The sequence below is a fragment of the Stenotrophomonas sp. Sm6012 genome, from assembly GCF_030985895.1.
Classification (GTDB): domain Bacteria; phylum Pseudomonadota; class Gammaproteobacteria; order Xanthomonadales; family Xanthomonadaceae; genus Stenotrophomonas; species Stenotrophomonas forensis.
Window position 1 is genome coordinate 1 of the sequence record NZ_JAPTFX010000073.1, and the last position, 21949, is coordinate 21949.

Consider the following 21949-nt stretch of genomic DNA (forward strand, 5'->3'; position numbering starts at 1 on the left):
GGGTGAGGGCGCTTTGCTTGCGAAGCACTGCTTCGCAAGCGCCCGAACGCACAGCCGCCAGCGGCTGGGCCGGACCCCGGAGGGGGGTTCACGGCGTTCCCTGTCACCGGACCCACCCCGCCATTCAACGGAATGCCCCGTTGTTGACGTTGATGTTGACGTTGTTTTGGCGGGTGCGGGGCGCAGCCCCGCATCGCCTCACCCCGCGCTGCCGCCCAGCGCCTTGAACAGGGTCACGTCGTTGTTCAGCTGGCCCTGGCGCACGCGCGCCAGCGACAGCTCGGCATCGCGCCGCGTCTGCTGTGCCTCCAGCCAGGTGCGCAGGTCGGTGGCACCCACGCGATAGCGCACTTCCTGCGCGCGCTCCACTTCCACCGCTTCGTCGTACGAGGCCTGCGAGGCCGCCACCTGGCGCGCCAGCTGCTCACGTGCCGACAGTGCGTTGTCCACTTCCGAGAGCGCGGTGTACAGCGTCTTGCGGAAGTTGGTGGCGGCGATCTGGTAGGCGGTGCCCGCGATGTCGGTATCCAGCTGCGCGCGCTGCAGGTTGAGGAACGGCAACGACAGGCCGGCGCCCAGCGTGGCCACCGGGTTGCGCAGCACATCGCCCAGCGAGGTCGCGCTGGAACCGAGGCTGCCGGTCAGGCTCAGCGCCGGGTAGTACTGGGTGGCGGTCACCTTGATGGTCTTCAGGCTGTTGCGCAGGCGCAGTTCGGCCGCGCGCAGGTCGGGACGGCGGCCGAGCAGGTCGGTCGGCAGGCCCTCGGCGATACCGGGACTGCGCGCACCCAGCAGGTCCTGCGGTTCGTCCTGCTGCGGCCAGGGCGTGCCGTCCAGCAGCACGGTCAGCGCATTGCGCGCCTCCACCCGCTGCTGTTCCAGAGCGCTCTGCGAGGAGCGCTGCGACTGCAGGTTCTGCAGTGCCTGGCGCACTTCCAGGCGCGATACCGCACCGGCGTCGAAGCGGGCCTGCACCAGTTCGCGGGTGCGTTCCAGGCGCTCCAGGTTGGCCTGGCCGGTAGCGATCGACTGGTTGAGATAGGCCAGGTTCCAGTACTGGTTGATGGTGTCGCCGATCACCAGCAGTGCGGTGTTCTGGCGGTCTTCCTCGCTGGCCTGCGCTTCCCAGCGGGCGATGTCGCGCTGGGTGCGCAGGCGGCCCCACAGGTCCACTTCCCAGCCCAGCGAGACACCGGTGGAGTAGCTGCGACGCCAGTCGTCAGCCTGGTCGGTGGCGCGGCTGGCATTGCCGCTGACACCGGACGACGAGGGCTGCGGCCACAATGCGTTGCTGGCCAGCCCGGCCTGCAGGCGCGAGCGCTGCACCGCCAGGCCGGCGGCGGCCAGGTCGCTGTTGGCGGCCAGTGCCTGCGCCACCAGGCGGTCCAGGCGTTCATCGCCGAAGCCGGTCCACCAGGTGTCCTGGCGGATGTCGCGGCCCGGTGTGTCCAGGCTGCTGCGCGGCTCGTCGGCCGGTGCGTTGAGGGTGGCATCGCCCCGGCCGTAGCGGGCCGCCACGTCCGGTTCCTTTATCGGATAGCGGCCGACCGACGCACAGGCCGACAGGGCGAGCAGCACGGCGCCAGCCAGCAGCAGGCGCGAGGGAGCAGGGAAGGGCAGTCGGGTCATCATCTTCATTCGCGGGCCAGGGCCTCCACCGGGTCGAGCTGCGCCGCGTTGCGTGCCGGCAGGAATCCGAACGCCACGCCGATCAGGGTCGAGCAGGCGAACGCAGCGATGATCGAGGCCGTGGAGAACAGCACCTGGAAGTCGCTGGCGAAGCGGCCGATCATCGAGCCCAGCAGCAGGGCCAGGCCGATGCCGAGCACGCCGCCGAGCAGGCACACCAGTACCGCTTCGATCAGGAACTGCTGGCGGATATCACTCTGGCGGGCGCCGACGGCCATGCGCACACCGATCTCGCGGGTACGCTCGGTCACCGAGACCAGCATGATGTTCATCACGCCGATGCCGCCGACCAGCAGTGCGATGGCGGCGATCGCGCCGATCAGCAGGGTCATCGTGCGCGTGGTCTGCTCGATGGTGTCGCGGATCTCGGCGCTGTTGCTGAGGAAGAAATCCTCGGTGCCGTGGCGCATCGTCAGCAGGCGGGTGATCGCCTCCTGCGCGGCATCCATCGGTGTGCTGTCATCCACACGCACGGTGATGCTGGATACGTGGCTCTGGCCCAGCATGCGCGACATCACCGTGGTGTACGGCACCCACACGCTCAGGCTGGTGCTGCCACCGAAACCGAAGCTCTGGCGCTTGGCCACGCCCACCACCCGCGCCGGCACGTTGCCGAGCAGGATCACCTGGCCGACCGGGTCGACATCGGGGAAGAACTGGGTCTGGGTATTCTCGTCGATCACCGCCACCTGGCCCAGGCCCTTCACCGCATCGGCATCGAAGAAGCTGCCGCTGAGCAGGGTCACGCCCTTGACCCGGAAGAACTGCTCGCCAACACCGCTGACCTGGGCGGTGGAGGACTGGTTGCGGTAGCGCGCGGTGACCGAGGTCGACACGCTGGGGGTGGCGCTGTCCACGTAGCTCTGCTTGGCCAGGGCGTCGGCATCGCTGGCCTTGAGCGTCTGCACGCGTGCCGAGCGCATGTCGCCGAAGCCGCGGCCGGGGTACACGTCGATGGTGTTGGTGCCCAGCGCGCTGATGTTCTGCAGGATCTGCTGCTGTGAGCCGTTGCCCAGCGCCACCACCGAGACCACCGAGGCAATGCCGATGATGATGCCGAGCATGGTCAGGAAGGTGCGCAGCCGATGTGCGTTCATCGCCAGCAGCGCCATGCGGAACGCTTCGGTGAAGCGGTCGCGTGCGGCGCGCCAGCTGTTGCCGTGGGAGACGCCGGTGCTGGCTTCGCGCTGCGCGCGGTAGCTTGGCGCGTCCGGATTGGCGCGGTCGGCGATGATCTCGCCATCGCGGATCTCGATGATGCGCTGTGCGTGCTGGGCCACGCTCATGTCATGGGTAACGATGATGATGGTGTGGCCTTCGGCGTGCAGCTCGCCGAGGATCGCCATCACTTCCTCGCCGGATTTCGTGTCGAGTGCGCCGGTCGGTTCATCGGCCAGGATCACCTCGCCACCATTCATCAGCGCGCGCGCGATCGATACGCGCTGCTGCTGGCCGCCGGACAGCTGGCCCGGCTTGTGGTGCATGCGGTCTCCCAGGCCCAGCCGCTGCAGCAGCTGCTCGGCACGCGCGTTGCGCACCGGGCCGGGACTGCCGGCGTACACCGCCGGCACTTCCACATTGCCGCGCGCATCCAGGTCGCCCAGCAGGTGGTAGCGCTGGAAGATGAAACCGAAATGCTCGCGGCGCAGCTCGGCCAGCTCGTCCGGCTCCATCTTTCCGGTTTCGCGGCCGGCCACCTGGTAGCTGCCGCGGGTCGGGCGGTCGAGGCAGCCGAGGATGTTCATCAGCGTCGACTTGCCCGAACCGGACTGGCCGACGATGGCCACCATCTCGCCGGCATGGATATCCAGGTTCACGTCGCGCAGCACGGCGATGACATCCTCGCCGGCCGGGAATTCGCGTCGCAGGTCGCGCAGGCGCAGCAGCGGCGCCGTCATGCTCATCGGCGCCCCATGCCCGGGCCACCGACCCGCATCTGCATGCCGCCTCGGTTGCCGCCGCCGGCGGCGCCGGCCGCGCTGGCTTCGCCGACCACCACGCGCTCGCCTTCCTTCAGCCCGGACAGGATCTCGGCCGATGCACCGTTGTTGATGCCCACGGTGACCTTGCGCGGCTGCGGCTGGCCCTTGTCGTCCAGCACCCGCACCGTGCGCTCATCGCCACGGCGCTTGGGGCCCAGTGCCACCGACGGCACCATCAGCACGCCCTTGGCCTGCTTCAGCAGCACCGAGACCTGCGCGGTCATGTCGATGCGCAGCGTGCCGTCCGGGTTCTCCACGTCGAACAGCGCGTTGTAGTAGACCGCGCTGCTGGAGCTGGAACTGGACGAGCTGCTGGAACTGGACGAGCTCTCGTTGGCGATCGAGGCCGGCGCCGGATTGATCTGGCGGAGCTTGGCGTGGTACTTGCGGTCCGGGTCGCCCAGCGTGGTGAAGTACACCGGCATGCCGGCCTTGATCTTGACCACGTCGGCCTCGGAGATCTCGGCATTGACGGTAACCACGTCCAGCCGCGCCAGCATGACGATGGTCGGTGCGGTCTGGTTGGCGTTGACGGTGCGGCCTTCCTCGGCCACCACCGCGACCACGGTGCCGTCCATCGGCGCGGTGATGCGGGTATAGGCCAGGTTGGCGCGGGCGGTGCCCAGCTCGGTTTCGCGGCCCTTGATCTGCGCCTCGTAGGACTGCAGCTGGGCACGGGCGGTCTTCAGCTGCGCCTCGGCGGCATCGTATTCCTGGCGCGAGGTGGCCTCGGCGGCCAGCATCTGCTGCTGGCGCGCGAACTCCAGTTCGGCCTGGCGCAGGGTGGCCTGCTGCACCGCGCGCTGGGCGGTGACCTGGTCCAGCGAGGCCTGCGCGTTGAGCACCTGGTTCTGCTGGGTGGTGGCGTCGATCTCGGCGATCAGGTCGCCTTCCTTCACCGTGTCGCCCAGCTGCACTTTCAGCGACTTGATCTGGCCCGAGGCCTGCGCACCCACGCTGACCAGCTTGTAGGCATCGATCACGCCGGTGGCCTCCACGGTCTGCTCGATGTCGCCGCGGCTGACCGGGGTGGTCGCCACCGCCGGGGCGGCAGGCTTGCGCAGCAGCCACCAGGCAGCGACGGCAACGGCAAGGGCGAGCAGGGCGATCAGTATCAGTCGACCCCGGCGGGTCGCGGGCAGCAGGCGGAAACTCACGTCGTGGCTTCACTCTCGGGGCCGCGGCAGCGGCGTTGGTGGGCATTGTGAAGATCGACCGGCAGGGGGCCAATCCTCGGGGTATGTCTCTATGTAACACTGTCGGTGAATACGCGTAACCACAGGTATCGCGGCCTCGGCTGGATACACTGGTACGCATTGCCCCGGATGCGGTTCAGCTGCCGACACGGGATGATCGCGACATGGAGACTGAAAACACGATGCATCGATTGCTGATCGTCGACGACGACAACGACATCCGGACCCTGCTGGCCGAACAGCTTGGCCGCGCCGGTTACCAGGTGAGCACGGCCGCCGATGGCACCGCCATGCGCCAGCTGCTGGACCGCGAGCACGTGGACCTGATCGTGCTCGACCTCAACCTGCCGCGCGAAGATGGCCTGACCCTATGCCGCGACCTGCGCGCGCGCTCGAACACGCCGGTGATCATGCTCACCGCGCGTGCCGAGCCGATCGACCGCGTGCTGGGCCTGGAAATGGGCGCTGATGATTACCTGGCCAAGCCGTTCGAGCCGCGCGAGCTGCTGGCGCGCATCCGCAACGTGCTGCGCCGCACCGAAGCGCTGCCGGCCAACCTGGAGCCGTTGGCGGTACGCCGCGCGCGCTTCTCGCGCTGGATATTCGACCTGGAGCACCGCCACCTGGTGGACCCGGACGATCGCGTGGTGGTGCTGTCCGGTGCCGAGTTCCGGCTGCTGCGGGTGTTCATCGCGCATGCCAACAAGGTGCTGTCGCGCGAGCAGCTGGTGGCGCTCAGCAGTGGCCGCAACTACGAGGCGCAGGACCGCGCGATCGACCTGCAGGTCAGCCGGCTGCGCAACAAGCTGGGCGACGACGGCGGGCCGGACGGCCTGATCAAGACGGTGCGCAACGAAGGCTACGTGCTGGCCTCGTCGGTCAACCTGGAATAGGTCGCGATGAAGCGCCTGCGCCATTTCCTGTCCTCGATGGTCGGGCGGCTGTTCGTGATCCTGCTGCTGGGCATGAGCGTGGCCGCGATCGGCGCGACCATGCTGGCCACCTCCAAGCGCCAGCAGGAGTTCGAGCGGCAGAACCTGAATCGCATCGCCGACCGCCTGCAGGGCTACGTCAACCTGCTGGACGGCAACCCCGAACTGCGCGAGCGGCTGCTGGAAGTCGGTGGCCCCAGCGTGCGTGCGCTGCTGCCGGGCGCACGCCTGGGCCGGGCCGATACGGCCTTGATGGAAGTGCTCGATGACCGGCCCGGCCCGGTGTCGCGCGCGCACGTGCACTTCACTTCGTTCCGCTCCTGCATTCCGAAGCTGCAGGACCTGCTGCCGCCGCCGCCGCCCGGGCATCGCAAGCATCCGCGCGAGCGCGATCCGGCGTTCATTCCGCCCAAGTGCCGCGCGGTCGACGTAACCCTCAACGACGGTACGCTGCTGAAGCTGGCGCTGGACTCGCCAGCGGTGGCCCACAACGGCATCCTCGCCGTCGACCCGTGGTTCCTGACCCTGCTGGTACTGGCGATCGCGGTGCTGGCGTACATCGTCGCGCGCATGGCCAGCGCGCCGCTGCAGGAGCTGGCGGCCGCTGCCGAAGACCTGGGCGATGACCTGCAGCGGGATCCGCTGCCCCTGCGCGGACCGCGCGAAGTGCAGCGTGCGGCGGAAGCCTTCAACGCGATGCAGCACCGCCTGCAGCGGCATCTGGCCGAGCGCACGCAGATGCTGGCGGCGATCACCCACGACCTGCAGACCCCGCTGACCCGCCTGCGCCTGCGCCTGGAAAATGTCACCGACGAGGTGCTGCGCGAGCGCCTGATCGGCGATCTGGCGGCAATGCAGGCACTGGTGCGCGAAGGCCTGGAACTGGCACGCAGCGCCGAAAGTGCCGAGCAGCGTGCGGCGCTGGACCTGGATTCACTGCTGGAGAGCATCGTTGAAGATGCCGCCGAAGGCGGCGCCGATGTCGTCTTCGAAGGGGGGACCGGTGCGGTGCTGATGCTGCGCCCGCTGGCCATGCACCGCCTGTTCTCCAACCTGGTGGACAACGCGGTGATGTACGCCCAGCGCGTGCGGGTACGGGTGGAGCGCAGTGGCGGCGCGATCACCGTGATGGTGGCCGATGATGGCCCCGGGCTGGCCGAGGACCAGCTGGAAGCGGTGTTCGACCCGTTCGTGCGGGTGGAAACCTCGCGCTCGCGCGAAACCGGTGGTGCCGGGCTGGGGCTGACCATTGCCCGCGCGCTGGCCGAGAAGGATGGTGCGCGCCTGTGGCTGCGCAATCGCGCCGAAGGCGGGCTGGAAGCCGTGGTGCAGTGGCCGGCCAGTGCGCAGGTGGTGCCGCCGGGCCGCGCCGGCTGAGTCGACGCGGGAGGGGCTGCATTCCGACAGGCCCCGCCGGATACTGACGCGATAGCCCTGCTTGCGGCGCGATAGGGCGAATGCGTCACGTGCGGTAATCGCCTGCGTTGCAAGGCGTTGCCTAGACGGTCGGGGCAATTGCGTCAGCATTGAATTGCCTGCGCTGCGTGCGGCCCGTCACCTGAAGCCATCGAAGTTTCTCGCGGATGGCAGATGGCACGGATGTGGATCGTGGTCGGCGACGCCACCACGGGCGGCGGGCGGGTGCTGACCGGATCGTCGAATACGGATATCGAAGGCAAGGCCGTGGCCTGCGTGGGTGACAAGGCGACGTGTCCAAAGCATGGGGGCGCGTTCGAGATCGTCACCGGGGACCCGACGCTGATCGTCGATGGCAAGCCGATCGCGCGCGAAGGCGATTCGCTGGCCTGTGGCTGCAGGTTGCTCGGAGGCGCTCAGTCGCTGGTGTATGTGGTTGACGGCGGTGGCCGTGCGTCGGTCTCCGCGGCGCCTACCGCGCCGGCGGAGGTGAACCTGTGGAGCGCCAGGCCACCGTCCAGCGGTTTCGTTGCCCGCGATGTGGCAGCTACGCGCGAGGTCGTGCTGCATTGCCATTACGGCGACCTGGACTGTACGCCCGCGCGCGGTGTCAGTTACCGGGCGACCCTGTCCGATGGCCGCGTGTTCAGCGGCCATCTCGATGACGAAGGCCGTGCACGTCTGCCGCAGGTGAGCGTGGGGCCGGTGCAGGTGATCTACCAGCACGAGGCCGGCAGCGCCGACTCGGCTGAGATTGAGGCCTGCCGCGAACGACTTCGCGCCGCCCTGCAGCGCATCGTGCAGCAGACCCGGCAGGATTTTGCTGCGGACTGGCGACAATGGAACAGTGCCAACGCTGCTCATCGGGCCTTCCTGATGGAGCTGAACCGCATCGAAGGCCAGACGAAGGGGGCATGGGACTGGGTCAGTGGCAGCGTGGAAACGGTGTGGCAACTGGCGGTGCTGCGCTTCAAGGCCGATGCGGAACTGCGCGAACTGAGCGGACTGCTGCTGGCAGGTGACTGGAACGGGCTGGATGCACGCATTGCAGGGCATCGTGCAGCAGGCGAGCAGGTGCTGGACAAGGCCAGTACGATCAAGGAGCAGCTGATCCTGCTGTTCGACGACGGCCCGACCTGGCAGCTGTTGGCGACGTTCCCCGCGTACTGGGCGAAGGCGGTACCGCCAGACGAGCTGCAGGAGTTGACCCAGCGTTACGGTAGCCAGTTTGCGCTCGATGTCGTTATCAGCGTGCTGCTGGGCGCGTTCAGCGCAGGCACGGCCGGAACCGCCTATGGCGGCGCAGCCTGGGCGGCCCGGATCGGGCGGCTGGGACAGCGTCTGGCAGCGCTGCTGGACGAGCTGGGTGAGGCGTTCACGGCATTGGCGCGGGCATTGCGCGCGCGCAAGCGTCGGCACACGGAAAGCCGGGCGCCGGATGCCGATGGGGTGGTGGAAACCCGGTTGCCGCGCACGCGCGCCGCAGGTGCTGCGTTCGGCGAGGCGAGAGCGCATCAGGCGATGCTGGACAAGGGACTGACGCCAGTGGGGAAGACCGATGGCGTGTATCGTCCGGGAGAGAATGGCATCGATGGGGTCTACAGCCACCCGGATCCGCCGCCTGACTATGTGATCACTGAAGCGAAGTACAACACGGGCCGTTTGGGTGGGCCGTGCAGGGACGGTACGCGGCAGATGGATGATGAGTGGATTGGAAAGCGTCTAGAGGCGAAAGTTGGTAAGGATGAGGCAGAGAAGATTGTAGAAGCTCTGGAAGAGGGGCGCGTCGAGAAGCTTGTTGTCAGAGTGGCCGAAGACGGAACGGTTGGGACTGTCAGAATCGATTGATGACCGCTTCGGAGTCAATTAAGGGTTTGATCCAACAATGAAAATGCGAGATTCGCGCAAGAACAGAAGCTACTTTGACCGCTGGATCGAGCATGAGAGAGCCTCGATTCATCGAAAGGAATCGAGAATCGCGGGGGATGAACTGCCGCGCAAAGGGCGTGTTCTTGCTGCCTCAAGGCTTTTCGATTCAGTGTTGGGAGTGGTGGTAATGCGATATTCCCGAGGTGATGACATCGAATCAATCAAGGGTGAGGTGAGGTCGCTCCTTCCAGTGCGCGAGAAGATGAGCAAACTCTGCGATCTACTGGAGACCGGTGAGAGAAGTTACCGTTTCCAGTTCGAGGACATCCGGCAAGATCACTTCGTGCAATGGCTATGGTGGCTGGCTTTCGCGCTCTCGCTGGATATGGGGCGAGAGTACATTCAACGAAGCTTGAAGTTGCTGCGGATCGCCGGAAAAGACAAGCTCTTCGACGCGATCGCAGTTGCGCTGGGGGATGCGGGCCGGCCCGTTTCCACTGAGGTGTTGTATCGCCAATACCTCCCGCTCATGGAAGCAATCGCCTCACCGTCGGGCCGGCCCGGGCTCGTAAAGGAGTTCCTGGACGGCTGGTATGCAGGCAGCCGCAACGTGTACTGGCACGGGAATCACCGTGACGACGACAGCGGCTACATGGGCTACTGGGCCTTCGAGGCCGCGCTGGTCGTGATGCTGTTCGACATCGACGATTCGAGCTTCCGCGACCACGAGTACTACCCGGCCGATCTGGTAGCCCATTACAGGCGTCGTGCCGGTGACAGGACGTAGTTATCCCTCCGCTGAGGGGCCAGGCGAGGGGTCTTCTGGACCGGCCTGTGGTCACCGCCTGGGATCGGACGCTGTACCGGACCAAGCCCTCCCGCCGCAAACCCGCATCGCCTGCACGGCTGGATCTGAAAGCCAGCCGTTGTTGCCGCGGGCGTGGTCCATGGCTGATTAGGCGCGGCGGGCTGGCGTTTGCCCTATCATTCGCGCATCTCCCCAGACGCCCCCCGATGAGCCAGCCTGTTCCCGTCGGCACGCCGCCCCGCGTTGCCCGCGCGTTTCCGCACGCTGCCAGACCCCGCAGCCACCGCTGGCCACCGCCACTGCACTGATGGGCGGACAGGGGGACACGAGGCGCTGGGCGGAGCGCCGCGGATCATCATTCAGGCGGGCATTGCGGCAGGGGCTGCTGTGGCTGCTGCTGGCCGTGGCCGCGCCACTGGCGGCACAGGAAGGCGCGCCACCGCTGCGGGACTACGCGATCGATGTCTGGACCTCGCGCAACGGCCTGCCGCACAACTCGCTGCGTGACATCGCGCAGACTCCGGAGGGGCATCTCTGGTTTGCCACCTGGGAAGGCCTGGTGCGCTACAACGGCCTGGATTTCACCGTGTTCGACCGCAGCACCCGCCCGGGCCTGCGCGACAACGGCATCGGCGCGCTCTACGTGGATCGCCAGGGCGGGCTGTGGATCAGCGATTCGCGCGGCAATGTCAGCCATCGCGGCAACGACGGCCAGTGGCGGGTGTGGGAGCACCAGGGCGATACCCCGCAGGTGCTGATCCAGTCCATGCAGATGGACAGCCAGGGGCGCCTGTGGCTGCTGTACGAAGGCAAGGGGCTCGGCTACCTGGTGCCGGACAAGGGCATCGTCTACCAGGCACCGGCGGCTGATCTGCCGATGGCGATGAGCTTCACCAAACTGGTGGTCGACGCGCAGGACCGGGTCTGGATCGGCACGCTCGATGGGCTGGTGCTGCGTGACAACGACGGTGTGCTCAAGCGCGCACCCGCCGCGTGGGGCCTGGGCGCGGGTACCGGGCTGTCGTGGCCATACCGCGCTCCGGATGGTGCCCTGTGGATCGTCGCCGGCGAGCGCCTGTACCGGGTGGAGGACGATCAGCTGGTGCTGGTGCACCGCCTGCCGGGCCAGCTGCACATGACCGCGATGCTGCAGGACCGCCACGGCGACCTGTGGCTGGGTACCGAGAACCAGGGCCTGCTGCGGATCTCCACGCATGGGCTGGAGCGGCTGCCGGCGGGGTTGAACCTGCCCGGCGGGCGCGTTGTCAGCCTGCGCGAGGATGCGGAGGGCAGCATCTGGGTGGGTGCCAACGGCGGCCTGTACCGCCTGCGCGAGACACTGTTCAGCAGCTACACCGAGCGTGATGGCCTCAGTGGCGACTATGTGCGCACCGTGTTCGAGGACCGTGACCGCCAGTTGTGGGTCGGCAGCGCCAGCGGCCTGGACCTGCAGACGCCGGACGGCCGCTTCCGTGCGGTGCCGCTGCACAACCGGGGCGGCAAGGCGCCGTCGGTCCTCAGCCTGGCGCAGGGCCCGGCGGGGGATCTGTGGGTCGGCACCTTCGGTGACGGTGTCTACCGCCTCGGCCCTGACGGCAGCCTGCGGCACAACTATGCGGCCGCCGATGGCATGCCGGGAGGCAACATCCGCGCGATCAGCGTGGATGCGCAGGGCGTGGTCTGGGCCGGCACGCAGAAGGGCGTGGTCCGCATCGACGGCGACCGCGTGCAGGTATCGAGCGTGCCGGGCATGCCCGGTGGCCTGATCACCGCGCTCGAGCATGACCACCAGGGCAACCTGTGGATCGGCACCATCGAAGGCATCCGCGTGCTGCGCGGCAACCACGTGCAGTCGATCGACCTGGCCCCGATGGGCGGCGGCCGCAGCGTGTTCGGCTTCCATCAGCTGGGCGATGCGATGTGGATCAGCAGCGACCGCGGCCTGTACCGCTGGCAGAACGGCCGGCTGGCGCGGGTAGGCCTGGAGCAGGGCATGCCGGTGGATGCGGTGTTCCAGCTGGTGCCCGACCGCCTTGGCAACGTGTGGGTCAGCAGCAATCGCGGCGTGCTGCGCACCGACATGGCCACGCTCAATGCGGTGGCCGACGGCCGCGCGCCGCGGGTGCTGGTGGAGCGCTACAACGAGATCGACGGCATGGCCAACGCGCAGGCCAACGGCAGTTCGGGCCCGTCGGCGATCCTGCGCCAGGACGGCACGTTCTGGGTGGTCACCGCGGGCGGGCTGAGCACGGTCGATCCGCAGCGCCTGCAGCGCTTCCGTGAACGCCCGTCACCGCCGGCGGCGATCGAGAGCGTGCAGGTGGATGGTGCGCCGGTGCATTGGGAAGGCCCCGACCGCAACTACATTCCCGGCGGCCGTCGCCTGGCGGTGAGCTACGTGGGCCTGAGCTACCTGATGTCCGACCGGATCCGCTACCGCACGCGGCTGGATGGGCTGGATGCCGGCTGGGTTGAACGCGGCCCGCAGCGCAGCGTCGAGTTCGTTGGCCTGCCACCGGGGGATTACACCCTGCACGTGGCCGCTGCGCACCCGGCGGGGGCCTGGGGCCAGCAGGAAGCGGTGTGGAGCTTCACCGTGGAGCCGTTCTGGTGGCAGCGCCGCAGCGTGCAGGCGCTGGGCGGGCTGTTGCTGCTGGCCGGCCTGGTGGCGTTGTACCGCCTGCTGCTGCAGCAGCTGAAGGCGAGCAACCTGCGCCTGGCCCGGCGCGTGGACGAGGCGACCTTCGACCTGCAGGCCAAGACCGTGCACCTGCAGGCGCTGAACCAGGAAAAGACCGAGCTGGCCGAGCGCCTGGCGCGGCAGGCCGAGGCCTTCGAGCGGCAGGCCCGCGAAGATGCCCTGACCGGGCTGGCCAATCGCCGCGGCTTCGATGAAACCCTGGCCCGCGACTTCGCCCGCTCGCAGCGCAGCGGTCATCCGCTGTGCCTGGTGGTGCTGGACATCGATCACTTCAAGGACGTCAACGACCGCCACAGCCACAGCATCGGCGATGCGGTGCTGGTGGAGGTGGCGCGACTGATCGCCGCGGCCAGCCGCGATTCGGACCTGCCCGCGCGCACCGGTGGCGAAGAGTTCGCGCTGCTGCTCAACGACACCCGCCTGGAAGAAGCCGCGCAGCTGTGCGCGCGCCTGCGCGGGCTGTTCCATGACCATCCGGACTGGGCCGGCGTGGATGGCCTGCGCGTGACCTTCAGCGCAGGCCTGGTGGAGCTGGACGCCGACGACCGCACCCCGGCGCTGCTGTACCAGCGCGCCGACCGCGCGCTATACCGGGCCAAGACCGACGGCCGCGATCGTACGAGTATTGGTTGATCGCATCCACGCATGGCGTGGATGGATGGGATGCCCAACCGACAGTGCCGACCAACGGTCGGCACCCACCACGGAATTCACCCACGCAGACCTGTAGAGTCGAGCCATGCTCGACTATCGCGCGACAGCGCGGCGAAGCGTGGCTTCAGCGCGGCCAGGCGTTGGCAATCGTGCAGAACAAGCGCGCCGTCTGCTCGGTGTCGTACACCGCGCTGTGCGCTTCATTCGCGTCCCAGCCCAGTCCGGCCGCCGTGGCCGCACGCGCCAGCACGGTCTGCCCGTAGGCGATGCCGGCCAGGGTGACCGTGTCGAACACGCTGAACGGATGGAACGGATTGCGCTTGTGACCGGTGCGCGCCACGGCCGCATTGACGAAACCGAGGTCGAAATGGGCGTTGTGGCCGACCAGGATCGCGCGCTGGCAGCCGTACTTCTTCATCGCGGCACGCACCGGGACGAAGATGTGGTCCAGTGCCGCTTTCTCTTCCTTGGCCAGACGGAACGGGTGGTCGAGGATGATGCCGGTCACTTCCAGCGACTTCGGATCGATCTCCAGGCCCTCGGCCGGCACCACGTGTGCGCTGGCGGTCTGGCCGGGGTAAAGCAGGCCGTTCTCGTCCATCTCGATCGGCACGGCGGCGATTTCCAGCAGCGCATTGCGCTGGCTGTCGAAACCGCCGGTTTCCACATCGACCACCACCGGCAGGAAGCCGCGGAAGCGTTGTGACATCGCGCGCTGCGCCTGGGGAACTGCGGAATCGGGAGCGGCGGCAGGTGCGGGAGTGGGGTCAGTCATGCGTGAATTCTAGCAGAGCGCCCCCGAGCGCCCGGCTGGCCTGTGGCGCACGGGTTCCCTGCGCAGGAGCGTGTCGACCAGGGTCGACACCCACAGGAGCACCACAGCACCAGGTTCCCGGCAGGTGCCAACCCCTGGAACCCGGCAGGTGCCAACCTTTGGAACCCGGTAGGTGCCAACCTTGGTTGGCACAGCGCGCGCCGGACCCCGGTCGGTGCCTACCGGGCCGCGGGCCGGACCGTCATGCCCGATGGAAACCACCGTGCCAACCACGCATCCACGCTCAGCTTGCCGGCACCGGTGAAGATCAACGGCAGCAGCATTGCCATGAACAGCACCGGCAGCTTGAAGTTGCCGAAGCCCTGGTCGCTGATCGCATAGCCCATCGCAAGGTCGCCCAGTGAGTGCCATTCCATCGGCCAGTGCACGGCATACGTTGCCACCACCGTCAGCACCAGTAGACCGATGGCGGCGAAACGGGTGCCAAAACCGAACAACAGGCAGGCCGCGCCGAGTAGTTCGAACCAGGTGGCCAGCTGCCAGTTCAGGGCGGGCGGTAGTTGATCGAACGGGAACGGGAAGGCGTCCTGCAGGTCGGCGAACCAGTTCTGGCCCTGCAGTTTCTCGCGGCCGGATTCGAAGAATTCCCAGGCCAGCAGCAGGCGCAGGCCGAGCGGGGCCAACCAGGGGGCGAGACGGTCCAGCTGGCCGCGTGCGACGGCCAGGGTCGGAAGGTTCATCAGGGGATCTCCGCGGAAGGGGGTCAGGGAGGGGCGGGGAGCTGGCCGATCACGCCGGCCTGCAGGAACTGCCGCAGCAACGCGGCACCGGGTCCGGCCAGAGCGTCTTCGGCCAGGCCATGGGCGCCAGCCAGGTGCTGCAGGTAGGTGTGGCCGTCGAGCCCGGGTTGCTCGCCGATACTGGCCAGCAGGTACACCGCCAGCGGGCTGAGCGCGGCGAACCGCACCTCGCCATCGGCTTCGCGGCGCACCAGCAGGCCGGTCGGTTCGACCGGTGGCTGCGTCGGCGCGTCTTCGGCACCGAGGCGATACACCGGCCACTGGTACAGCAGCGGCCAGGCCAGCGGCGAGCGCTGCAGCGGCACCTGCAGCGGATCGATGTCGCCCGCGGGCGGCAGGGGCTCGGCGGCCAGCTGGTACAGCGCGGTTTCCACCCACTCGTAGTGGGCCAGTTCGGCCAGTGCCGGATGCGGCAGCTGCGGCTGCGCCTGCAGCCATTGCACGAACTCGGCGGCCAGCTCGGTGAACAACGGCGTCTGGCAGCGGTGGGTGGCGAAGTACTGGCGCACCAGCGCGCTCCAGGCCGGTTCGCCGAGCAGGCGCACGCAGACCGGGAAACCGTTGCTCAACAGGCCGAGCAGGTTGTTGAACAGCAGCCGCTGGTAGACCGCCACGCGACGCGGTTCCAGGCCTGCCGGCGCGGCCACCGCCTGCGGGTCGCGCAGGTGCGCGGTGAAGGCGTGCTGCTGCGCGCGCAGGGAATCGGGATCCTCAGCCATGGTTGCCACCGGCATGCGTGGCCTGCAGGCGGCGGATGGTCTGCAGCTCGCCCTGCAGTTCGGCATAGGGCGGGAAATTGAAGTCGCGTTCGAGCAGGGTCGGGCGCGCGCCGATGCGCGCATAGGTGCGCGCCAGCAGCTCCCAGACCGGATCGATCACCGCACTGCCGTGGGTGTCGATCTTCAGGTCCGGTGCTTCATCCAGGTGTCCGGCCACGTGCAGGCAGACGATGCGATCGGCGGGCAGCCCAGCAATGAAGGCGTCGGCATCGTAGCCGTGGTTGCAGGCGTTGACGTAGACATTGTTGACGTCCAGCAGCAGGTCGCAGTCGGCTTCTGCAAGCACGGCGTTGGTGAAGGCCAGTTCGTCCATGGCCGGCTCCGGTGCCAGGTAGTAGGACACGTTCTCCACCGCGATGCGTCGGCCCAGCAGGTCCTGCACGCGGGCGATGCGCGCGGCGGTATGGCGCACCGCTTCATCGGTGAAGGGGATCGGCAGCAGGTCGTACAGGTGGCCGTCGTCGCTGCAGTAACTCAGGTGCTCGCTGTACAGCGGCACGCGATGCTTTTCGAGGAAGTGGCCAACCTGCTCCAGCAGCTGGGTATCCAGTGGCGCGCTGCCACCCAGCGACAACGACAGGCCATGGCAGCTCAGCGGGTGGTGCTGCGCCAGTTCGGCCAGCGCGTCGCCGGCGGGCCCACCGACATGGATCCAGTTTTCCGGTGCGCATTCGAGGAAATCGAAGTCGCCGGCCGGTGCATCTCGCAGATCCTGCAGCAGCGCCCGGCGCAGGCCCAACCCGGCGGCCGCCGCGCGAAGCGGCGACCGCGGGTGGACGATGCTGGCGCGGAAGTCAGTGCTTGCCACCGCACTTGCCTTCGCCGCACTTGCCTTCAGCCGACTTCTTGTCGCCGGTCTTGGCCTTGGCACCGGCGGCAGCACCGGCGGCCTTGCCCTTGTCGGCGCCGCACTTGCCTTCAGCACTCTTGCCGTCGGCGCCACACTTGCCTTCGGCGTGCTTGGTCGCGTCGGCGGCCATCTTGGTATCGGTGGCCTTGGCATCGGTGCTGGCCTTGGCAGCCTGGCCGGCCACCAGGTAGCCCTGGGCGAGGTCGCTCATGCTCAGGGCCGAGGCACTGGCGGTCATGCCCAGGCCGGCGGCCAGGGCGGTAGCAGTCAGCAGGGACAGGGTCTTGTTGGAACTGCTCATCGGTCGTGCTCCTGGGTGGTGTGGGCGGGTGCCCGGGTGGCCGGCAGGGGTGCCGGTGGAAACGATGGTGCAGCGATCCTACTCAACGAATCCTCGCCAAGACCTCAAATTTTCGTGAGGTTTGTTACAGAAGGGGAGACCGGTGGCCGGAACGCCCGGAAACAAGAAGGCCGCTGTCGCAAGGACAGCGGCCACCATGGAGTCAACTCACGTGTTGCAGTGCAGCGTCAGATCTGCCCGGTGCTGGAGGTCTCGTCGCGCTTCTCGCGCGGCGGCAGCGGCTGCTCGCCGTGCACCAGGAACCACACGTTCTCGGCGATGTTGGTGGCGTGGTCGCCCACGCGCTCCAGGTTCTTGGCCATGAACAGCAGGTGCGTGCACGGGGTGATGTTGCGCGGATCTTCCATCATGTAGGTCAGCAGCTCGCGGAACAGCGCGGTGTATTGCGCGTCGAGGCGGGCGTCGTCCTCGCGCAGCGCCAGCGCGGCGTCGGCGTCGTTGTCGCGGTAGGCGGCGATGGCGCGGCGCACCTGCTGCGCGGCCAGGCGGCCCAGCGCACGCAGGCCCTGGATCTGCGGCAGCGGCGGCACCTTGCCCAGCGCGATCGAACGCTTGGCGACATTGGCCGCATAGTCGCCGATGCGTTCGATGTCGGCCGGGATGCGCAGGCCGGCGAGGATCTCGCGCAGGTCGCGCGCCATCGGCCCGCGCAGCGCCAGGCGCATCACGTCGTGGCTGATCTGCTGTTCCAGCGCGTCGATGGCTTCATCGTTGGCGATGATGCGATGGGCGGCGTTCTCGTCGCGCTTCTCGATCACGTCCATCGCCGCTTCGAGCTGGGCGACGGCCATCTCGCCCATGCGCACGATTTCGGCCACCAGGCGCTGCTGCTCTTCGTCGTAGCTCTTGACGATGTGGTCGTTGGGAAGGTTCATGGTTGTTCCACTCTGTAGGGTCGAGCCATGCTCGACTGCCGTTGTCTGTAGAGTCGAGCCACGCTCGACTGACGTTTCAGCCGAAGCGACCGGTGATGTAGTCCTCGGTCTGCCGCTGCGACGGCTGCGAGAAGATCACTTCCGTGCGGTCGTGCTCGATCAGGTCGCCCAGGTACATGAAGGCGGTGTAGTCGGACACGCGCGCGGCCTGCTGCATGTTGTGGGTGACGATGACAATGGTGTACTCGTGCTTGAGCTCTTCCACCAGCTGCTCGATGCGGCTGGTCGAGATCGGGTCCAGCGCCGAGGTCGGCTCGTCCAGCAGCAGCACCGACGGGCGCAGGGCCACGGCTCGGGCGATGCACAGGCGCTGCTGCTGGCCACCGGACAGGCCCAGCGCGCTCTGGCCCAGCTTGTCCTTCACTTCGTCCCACAGCGCGCCCTGGCGCAGCGCCTGCTCGACACGGTCGGCCATGTCGGCCTTGCTCAGCTTCTCGTGGTGGCGGATGCCGTAGGCCACGTTCTCGAAGATGGTCATCGGGAACGGCACCGGCTTCTGGAACACCATGCCGACCTTGCTGCGCAGGCGGTTCATCGGGTACTTCGGCGACAGGATGTTCTCGCCGTCCAGCAACACCTCACCGCGCGCCTCCAGCTTCGGGTACAGCGCGTAGATGCGGTTGAAGATGCGCAGCAGGGTCGACTTGCCGCAACCGGAGGGGCCGATCAGCGCGGTCACGCGCTTTTCCGGAATCTCCAGGTTGATGCCCTTCAGGGCGTGGAACTTGTCGTAGTAGAAGTCCAGTCCACGCGCGGCCAGCTTGACCGGCGACGGCGTGTGCAGGCTCTCGTGCGAGGACGGCACGGCGATGCGCTGCATCGGCACGGCATTGGAAAGGTCGTTCATGGCGTTATCCACGGAAAGGTCAGTCATGGGAGATACGGTTGCGCAGCAGGATGCCGCGGGCGGCAAGGCTGACCAGCAACACGAAGACAGTCAGCACCAGGGCACCGGCCCAGGCCAGCACCTGCCAGGATTCATACGGGCTGCCGGCGAACTGGTTCATCACCACCGGCACCGAGGCCATCGGCTGGAAGATGTTGTTGTTCCAGTACTGGTTGCCGAAGGCGGTGAACAGCAGCGGGGCGGTTTCGCCGGAAATGCGCGCCAGCGCCAGCAGGATGCCGGTGATGATGCCGGCCGACGCGCTGCGGTACAGCACCTGCACGATCACCTTCCACTGCGGGATGCCCAGCGAAAGCGCGGCTTCGCGCATCTGCGAGGGCACCAGGCGCAGCATCTCGTCGGTGGTGCGCACCACCACCGGCAGCACGATGAAGGCCAGCGACAGCGCACCGGCGAATGCCGAGAAGTTGCCGCCGGTCTGCATCACGTACAGGGTGTAGACGAACAGGCCGAGCACGATCGACGGCGCCGACAGCAGGATGTCGTTGACGAAGCGGACCACGGTGCCGGCCTTGCGGGCGTTGCCGTACTCGGCCAGCCAGGTACCGGCCAGCACGCCCAGCGGGGTGCCGATGCCGATCGCCAGCGCACACATCACGGCGCTGCCGAAGAAGGCGTTGGCAAGGCCGCCTTCCTGCATCGGCGGCGGCGTCATCTTGGTGAACAGATCCAGGTTGATGCCGGCCAGGCCCTTGGAGGCCAGGGTGAACAGGATCCAGCCCAGGAAGAACAGGCCGAACAGGGCGGTGGCGCAGGATGCGGTGATCGCAACGACGTTGCCGATGCGGCGGCGCAGGTACAGCGAATCAGCGGTGGTGGACATCAGTTGCCCTCCTTGCGGGACAGGCGCATCAGCATCAGGCGGGCGATGGCCAGCACCACGAAGGTGACGATGAAGAGGACGAAGCCGAGCAGCAGCAGGGCCGAGCGGTAGGTTTCAGTGGCTTCGCCGAAATCGTTGGCGATCAGCGCGGCGATGGTGGTGCCCGGTTCCAGCAGCGATGGCGACAGGCGCACGCTGTTGCCGATCACGAAGGCCACCGCCATCGTTTCGCCCAGGGCGCGGCCGAGGCCGAGGAAGATGCCGCCGATCACCGCCGAGCGGGTGTAGGGCAGCACGATGTCCCAGCTCACTTCCCACTTGGTGGAACCCAGCGCATAGGCCGATTCCTTCAGGCGGGTCGGCACGGTCAGGAACACTTCGCGCATCACCGAGGAGATGAACGGAATGACCATGATGGCCAGCACGAAACCGGCGGTGAGCATGCCAATGCCCAGCGGCGGGCCCTGGAACATCGGGCCGATGATCGGCCACTCGCCCAGGGTTTCGTTGAGGAACGGGGTGACGTACTCGGTCATTACCGGCACCAGCACGAACAGGCCCCACATGCCGTAGATGATCGAGGGGATGCCGGCCAGTAGTTCGATGGCGGTACCGACCGGGCCACGCAGCCAGCGCGGCGCGACTTCGGTGAGGAAGAAGGCGATGCCGAAGCTGACCGGCACGGCGATGACCATCGCGATCAGCGCGGTGACCAGGGTGCCGTAGATCGGGGCGAGGGCGCCGAACTTGTTTTCGACCGGATTCCAGTCGGCCGAGAAGAAGAAGCTCAGGCCCTGCATCTGCAGGGCATGGCGGCCGCCCCACAGCATCGACAGCGCGGCGCAGGCCAGGGCGATCAGGACGAAGATGACGGTGCCGACCAGCACCCATCGGAACAGTTTGTCGTTGCGGGCATCACGCGCATCACGCGTGGACGGGGCGGCTACAGGCTGGGCGATGGCATTCATGGGGACGGCTGGGCCAGGAAGGGGCGGGGCGGCATGGCGTGGAAGCAGCGGTGCCCGCGCGGGGCGGGCACCGTCGTGTCCATCACTTCAGGTCGGTCGCCCAGTAGGCCTCGATCTGCTTGACCAGTTCGGCCGGCAGCGGCACGTAGTGCAGCTCGTTGGCCTGGGCCTGGCCGTTCTCGAAGGCCCACTTGAAGAAGGCCAGGGTGTCCTGGTTGCGCTTGGCGTCCTTCGGCTGCTTCTGCATCAGCATGAAGTTGGTGGCGGTGATCGGCCACGCCTGGTCGCCCGGGGCATTGGTGATGACCAGGTTGAAGTCCTTGGCACTGGCCCAGTCGGCGCTGGCGGCCGCGGCGGCGAAGGTCTCCGCGCTCGGCTCGACCCAGTTGCCGGCCGCGTTCTGCATGGCGGTGTACGGCATGCCGTTCTGCAGCGCGTAGGCCAGTTCGACGTAGCCGATCGAACCCTTGATCTGCTTCACGTAGGACGCGACGCCTTCATTGCCCTTGCCACCCACGCCGTCCGGCCACTGCACCGAGGTGCCTTCGCCGACCTTGGCCTTCCAGTCCGGGCTGACCTTGGACAGGTAGTTGGAGAAGTTGAAGGTGGTGCCCGAACCATCCGAACGGTGGACCAGGGTGATCTTGCCGTCCGGCAGCTTCACGCCCGGGTTGGCGGCGACGATGGCCGGATCGTTCCAGGTCTTGACCTTGCCCAGGAAGATGTCGGCCAGCAGGGCGCCGCTCAGGCGCAGCTTGCCGCCCTCCAGGCCTTCGATGTTGACCACCGGCACCACGCCGCCGATGGCGGACGGGAACTGGGCCAGTCCGGCCTGGGCCAGTTCTTCGCTGCTCAGCGGCTTGTCCGAGGAACCGAAGTCGACGGTGCCGGCCTTGATCTGGGCGATGCCGCCGCCGGAACCGATCGATTGGTAGTTGATCTTGGCGCCGGTGCTGGCGTTGTAGTCAGCCGACCACTTGGAGACCAGCGGGAAGATGAAGGATGCGCCCGCGCCGGAGACTTCGGCGGTCACCTTGGCACCGGCAGCGGCCGGAGCGGCAGCACCGTCGGCAGCCGGCTGCTGTGCGGCCTGCTTGTCGCCACCGCAGGCCGACAGGCCCAGGGCGATGGCCAGGGAAAGGGCGGCAAGGCCGGCCGAGTGCAGTTTCATGGTCACTCCATAGCGGGGAAGAGCCGACGGGGTCGGCGGATGCGGCTATGAAATGATGTTTTTGTTACAGCCGTATTACGACCATGACAGAGGTGTCCTGGATCACGTTCCGACAAGGGTTTCACGGGCTGGGCCACGATCCGGGAGACCCCGCAGACCCCGGATCTGCGCACGGATATGACGGCCAGGGCTCCACAAACGCTCTTGCCATTGCTCCTGCCTTCCATGACCCCACCGCGCCCCCGATGAACTGTCGAGAGGCGGTGGGCCAGGGCGTGCAGGACCGTCCACGGCATGGATGCCGTGGCCGAGCCCCCAAGGACGGGTTTACGG

Annotated in this window: 18 protein-coding genes; 5 read left to right on the plus strand and 13 right to left on the minus strand. The window is 67.6% G+C overall.

Annotated elements, in window-relative coordinates; translation table 11 throughout:
- Positions 1 to 198: 198 nt before the first annotated feature.
- Genes O0J73_RS13340 through O0J73_RS13350 form a run of 3 tightly spaced genes read right to left on the minus strand, consistent with a single transcriptional unit; the run spans position 199 to position 4828 of the window.
- Entirely contained in the window at positions 199 to 1638 is a 1440-nt protein-coding gene (locus O0J73_RS13340; protein ID WP_006427856.1) for a TolC family protein, read from the minus strand.
- Positions 1635 to 3593: a MacB family efflux pump subunit gene (locus O0J73_RS13345; RefSeq protein ID WP_006427858.1), complete on the minus strand. Its 1959-nt coding sequence runs from the start codon at positions 3591 to 3593 to the stop codon at positions 1635 to 1637. The genes O0J73_RS13340 and O0J73_RS13345 overlap by 4 nt, the downstream gene beginning before the upstream one ends.
- Positions 3590 to 4828: an efflux RND transporter periplasmic adaptor subunit gene (locus O0J73_RS13350; RefSeq protein WP_053511439.1), complete on the minus strand. Its 1239-nt coding sequence runs from the start codon at positions 4826 to 4828 to the stop codon at positions 3590 to 3592. The genes O0J73_RS13345 and O0J73_RS13350 overlap by 4 nt, the downstream gene beginning before the upstream one ends.
- Before the next feature lie 203 nt (positions 4829 to 5031).
- On the opposite strand from O0J73_RS13350, the gene O0J73_RS13355 reads away from it, so the two are divergent.
- The 5 genes from O0J73_RS13355 to O0J73_RS13375 all read left to right on the plus strand — a co-directional run bounded on the left by O0J73_RS13355 (position 5032) and on the right by O0J73_RS13375 (position 13226).
- Positions 5032 to 5760, plus strand: coding sequence for a response regulator (locus O0J73_RS13355; protein ID WP_006427862.1), 729 nt, complete (start codon positions 5032 to 5034; stop codon positions 5758 to 5760).
- 6 nt (positions 5761 to 5766) lie between these two features.
- Positions 5767 to 7176: an ATP-binding protein gene (locus O0J73_RS13360; RefSeq protein ID WP_006427864.1), complete on the plus strand. Its 1410-nt coding sequence runs from the start codon at positions 5767 to 5769 to the stop codon at positions 7174 to 7176.
- 222 nt (positions 7177 to 7398) lie between these two features.
- Positions 7399 to 9063, plus strand: coding sequence for a PAAR domain-containing protein (locus O0J73_RS13365; RefSeq protein WP_308308893.1), 1665 nt, complete (start codon positions 7399 to 7401; stop codon positions 9061 to 9063).
- Between the two features lie 37 nt (positions 9064 to 9100).
- A complete protein-coding gene (locus O0J73_RS13370; RefSeq protein WP_197564108.1) occupies positions 9101 to 9871 on the plus strand; it encodes a PoNe immunity protein domain-containing protein in 771 nt (256 codons plus the stop codon).
- Between the two features lie 328 nt (positions 9872 to 10199).
- Positions 10200 to 13226, plus strand: a complete 3027-nt coding sequence (locus tag O0J73_RS13375) for a two-component regulator propeller domain-containing protein (protein ID WP_308308894.1) — start codon at positions 10200 to 10202, stop codon at positions 13224 to 13226.
- A gap of 145 nt (positions 13227 to 13371) precedes the next feature.
- On the opposite strand, the gene rnt is transcribed toward O0J73_RS13375, so the two are convergent.
- The 10 genes from rnt to pstS form a co-directional block, all read right to left on the minus strand.
- Positions 13372 to 13956, minus strand: a complete 585-nt coding sequence (gene rnt / locus O0J73_RS13380) for a ribonuclease T (RefSeq protein WP_008267547.1) — start codon at positions 13954 to 13956, stop codon at positions 13372 to 13374.
- A 284-nt stretch (positions 13957 to 14240) separates the two neighbouring features.
- Positions 14241 to 14762, minus strand: a complete 522-nt coding sequence (locus O0J73_RS13385; RefSeq protein WP_006428024.1) for a DoxX family membrane protein — start codon at positions 14760 to 14762, stop codon at positions 14241 to 14243.
- A 23-nt stretch (positions 14763 to 14785) separates the two neighbouring features.
- On the minus strand, positions 14786 to 15541 hold the full coding sequence (locus O0J73_RS13390) for a putative DNA-binding domain-containing protein (protein WP_308308895.1): 756 nt from the start codon (positions 15539 to 15541) through the stop codon (positions 14786 to 14788).
- On the minus strand, positions 15534 to 16409 hold the full coding sequence (locus O0J73_RS13395) for a DUF692 domain-containing protein (protein WP_308308896.1): 876 nt from the start codon (positions 16407 to 16409) through the stop codon (positions 15534 to 15536). The genes O0J73_RS13390 and O0J73_RS13395 overlap by 8 nt, the downstream gene beginning before the upstream one ends.
- On the minus strand, positions 16396 to 16752 hold the full coding sequence (locus O0J73_RS13400; protein ID WP_049456565.1) for a hypothetical protein: 357 nt from the start codon (positions 16750 to 16752) through the stop codon (positions 16396 to 16398). Before O0J73_RS13400 ends, O0J73_RS13395 begins: the two co-directional genes overlap by 14 nt.
- A gap of 227 nt (positions 16753 to 16979) precedes the next feature.
- Positions 16980 to 17687: a phosphate signaling complex protein PhoU gene (phoU, locus tag O0J73_RS13405; protein WP_006428132.1), complete on the minus strand. Its 708-nt coding sequence runs from the start codon at positions 17685 to 17687 to the stop codon at positions 16980 to 16982.
- A gap of 76 nt (positions 17688 to 17763) precedes the next feature.
- Positions 17764 to 18594, minus strand: a complete 831-nt coding sequence (pstB, locus tag O0J73_RS13410; RefSeq protein WP_005408788.1) for a phosphate ABC transporter ATP-binding protein PstB — start codon at positions 18592 to 18594, stop codon at positions 17764 to 17766.
- Positions 18595 to 18613: 19 nt separating this feature from the next.
- Complete coding sequence (gene pstA / locus O0J73_RS13415; RefSeq protein ID WP_006428262.1) at positions 18614 to 19477, minus strand: phosphate ABC transporter permease PstA; 864 nt, start codon at positions 19475 to 19477, stop codon at positions 18614 to 18616.
- Entirely contained in the window at positions 19477 to 20445 is a 969-nt protein-coding gene (gene pstC, locus O0J73_RS13420; protein WP_008267250.1) for a phosphate ABC transporter permease subunit PstC, read from the minus strand. The genes pstA and pstC overlap by 1 nt, the downstream gene beginning before the upstream one ends.
- A gap of 82 nt (positions 20446 to 20527) precedes the next feature.
- The gene (pstS, locus tag O0J73_RS13425) at positions 20528 to 21616 is read right to left on the minus strand and encodes a phosphate ABC transporter substrate-binding protein PstS (protein ID WP_049458236.1); all 1089 of its coding nucleotides are present in this window, start codon (positions 21614 to 21616) and stop codon (positions 20528 to 20530) included.
- Positions 21617 to 21949: the final 333 nt, after the last annotated feature.

What these genes read in the sequence shown, in the direction of transcription:
- O0J73_RS13370 (WP_197564108.1), top strand. Translation starts at nt 9,101, where the DNA reads ATGAAAATGCGAGATTCGCGCAAGAACAGAAGCTACTTTGACCGCTGG.
- pstB (WP_005408788.1), bottom strand. Translation starts at nt 18,594, where the DNA reads ATGAACGACCTTTCCAATGCCGTGCCGATGCAGCGCATCGCCGTGCCG.
- pstA (WP_006428262.1), bottom strand. Translation starts at nt 19,477, where the DNA reads ATGTCCACCACCGCTGATTCGCTGTACCTGCGCCGCCGCATCGGCAAC.
- O0J73_RS13340 (WP_006427856.1), bottom strand. Translation starts at nt 1,638, where the DNA reads ATGAAGATGATGACCCGACTGCCCTTCCCTGCTCCCTCGCGCCTGCTG.
- O0J73_RS13390 (WP_308308895.1), bottom strand. Translation starts at nt 15,541, where the DNA reads ATGGCTGAGGATCCCGATTCCCTGCGCGCGCAGCAGCACGCCTTCACC.
- O0J73_RS13360 (WP_006427864.1), top strand. Translation starts at nt 5,767, where the DNA reads ATGAAGCGCCTGCGCCATTTCCTGTCCTCGATGGTCGGGCGGCTGTTC.
- pstC (WP_008267250.1), bottom strand. Translation starts at nt 20,445, where the DNA reads ATGAATGCCATCGCCCAGCCTGTAGCCGCCCCGTCCACGCGTGATGCG.
- O0J73_RS13400 (WP_049456565.1), bottom strand. Translation starts at nt 16,752, where the DNA reads ATGAGCAGTTCCAACAAGACCCTGTCCCTGCTGACTGCTACCGCCCTG.
- O0J73_RS13365 (WP_308308893.1), top strand. Translation starts at nt 7,399, where the DNA reads ATGTGGATCGTGGTCGGCGACGCCACCACGGGCGGCGGGCGGGTGCTG.
- O0J73_RS13345 (WP_006427858.1), bottom strand. Translation starts at nt 3,593, where the DNA reads ATGAGCATGACGGCGCCGCTGCTGCGCCTGCGCGACCTGCGACGCGAA.
- O0J73_RS13385 (WP_006428024.1), bottom strand. Translation starts at nt 14,762, where the DNA reads ATGAACCTTCCGACCCTGGCCGTCGCACGCGGCCAGCTGGACCGTCTC.
- phoU (WP_006428132.1), bottom strand. Translation starts at nt 17,687, where the DNA reads ATGAACCTTCCCAACGACCACATCGTCAAGAGCTACGACGAAGAGCAG.
- rnt (WP_008267547.1), bottom strand. Translation starts at nt 13,956, where the DNA reads ATGTCACAACGCTTCCGCGGCTTCCTGCCGGTGGTGGTCGATGTGGAA.
- O0J73_RS13375 (WP_308308894.1), top strand. Translation starts at nt 10,200, where the DNA reads ATGGGCGGACAGGGGGACACGAGGCGCTGGGCGGAGCGCCGCGGATCA.
- O0J73_RS13355 (WP_006427862.1), top strand. Translation starts at nt 5,032, where the DNA reads ATGGAGACTGAAAACACGATGCATCGATTGCTGATCGTCGACGACGAC.
- pstS (WP_049458236.1), bottom strand. Translation starts at nt 21,616, where the DNA reads ATGAAACTGCACTCGGCCGGCCTTGCCGCCCTTTCCCTGGCCATCGCC.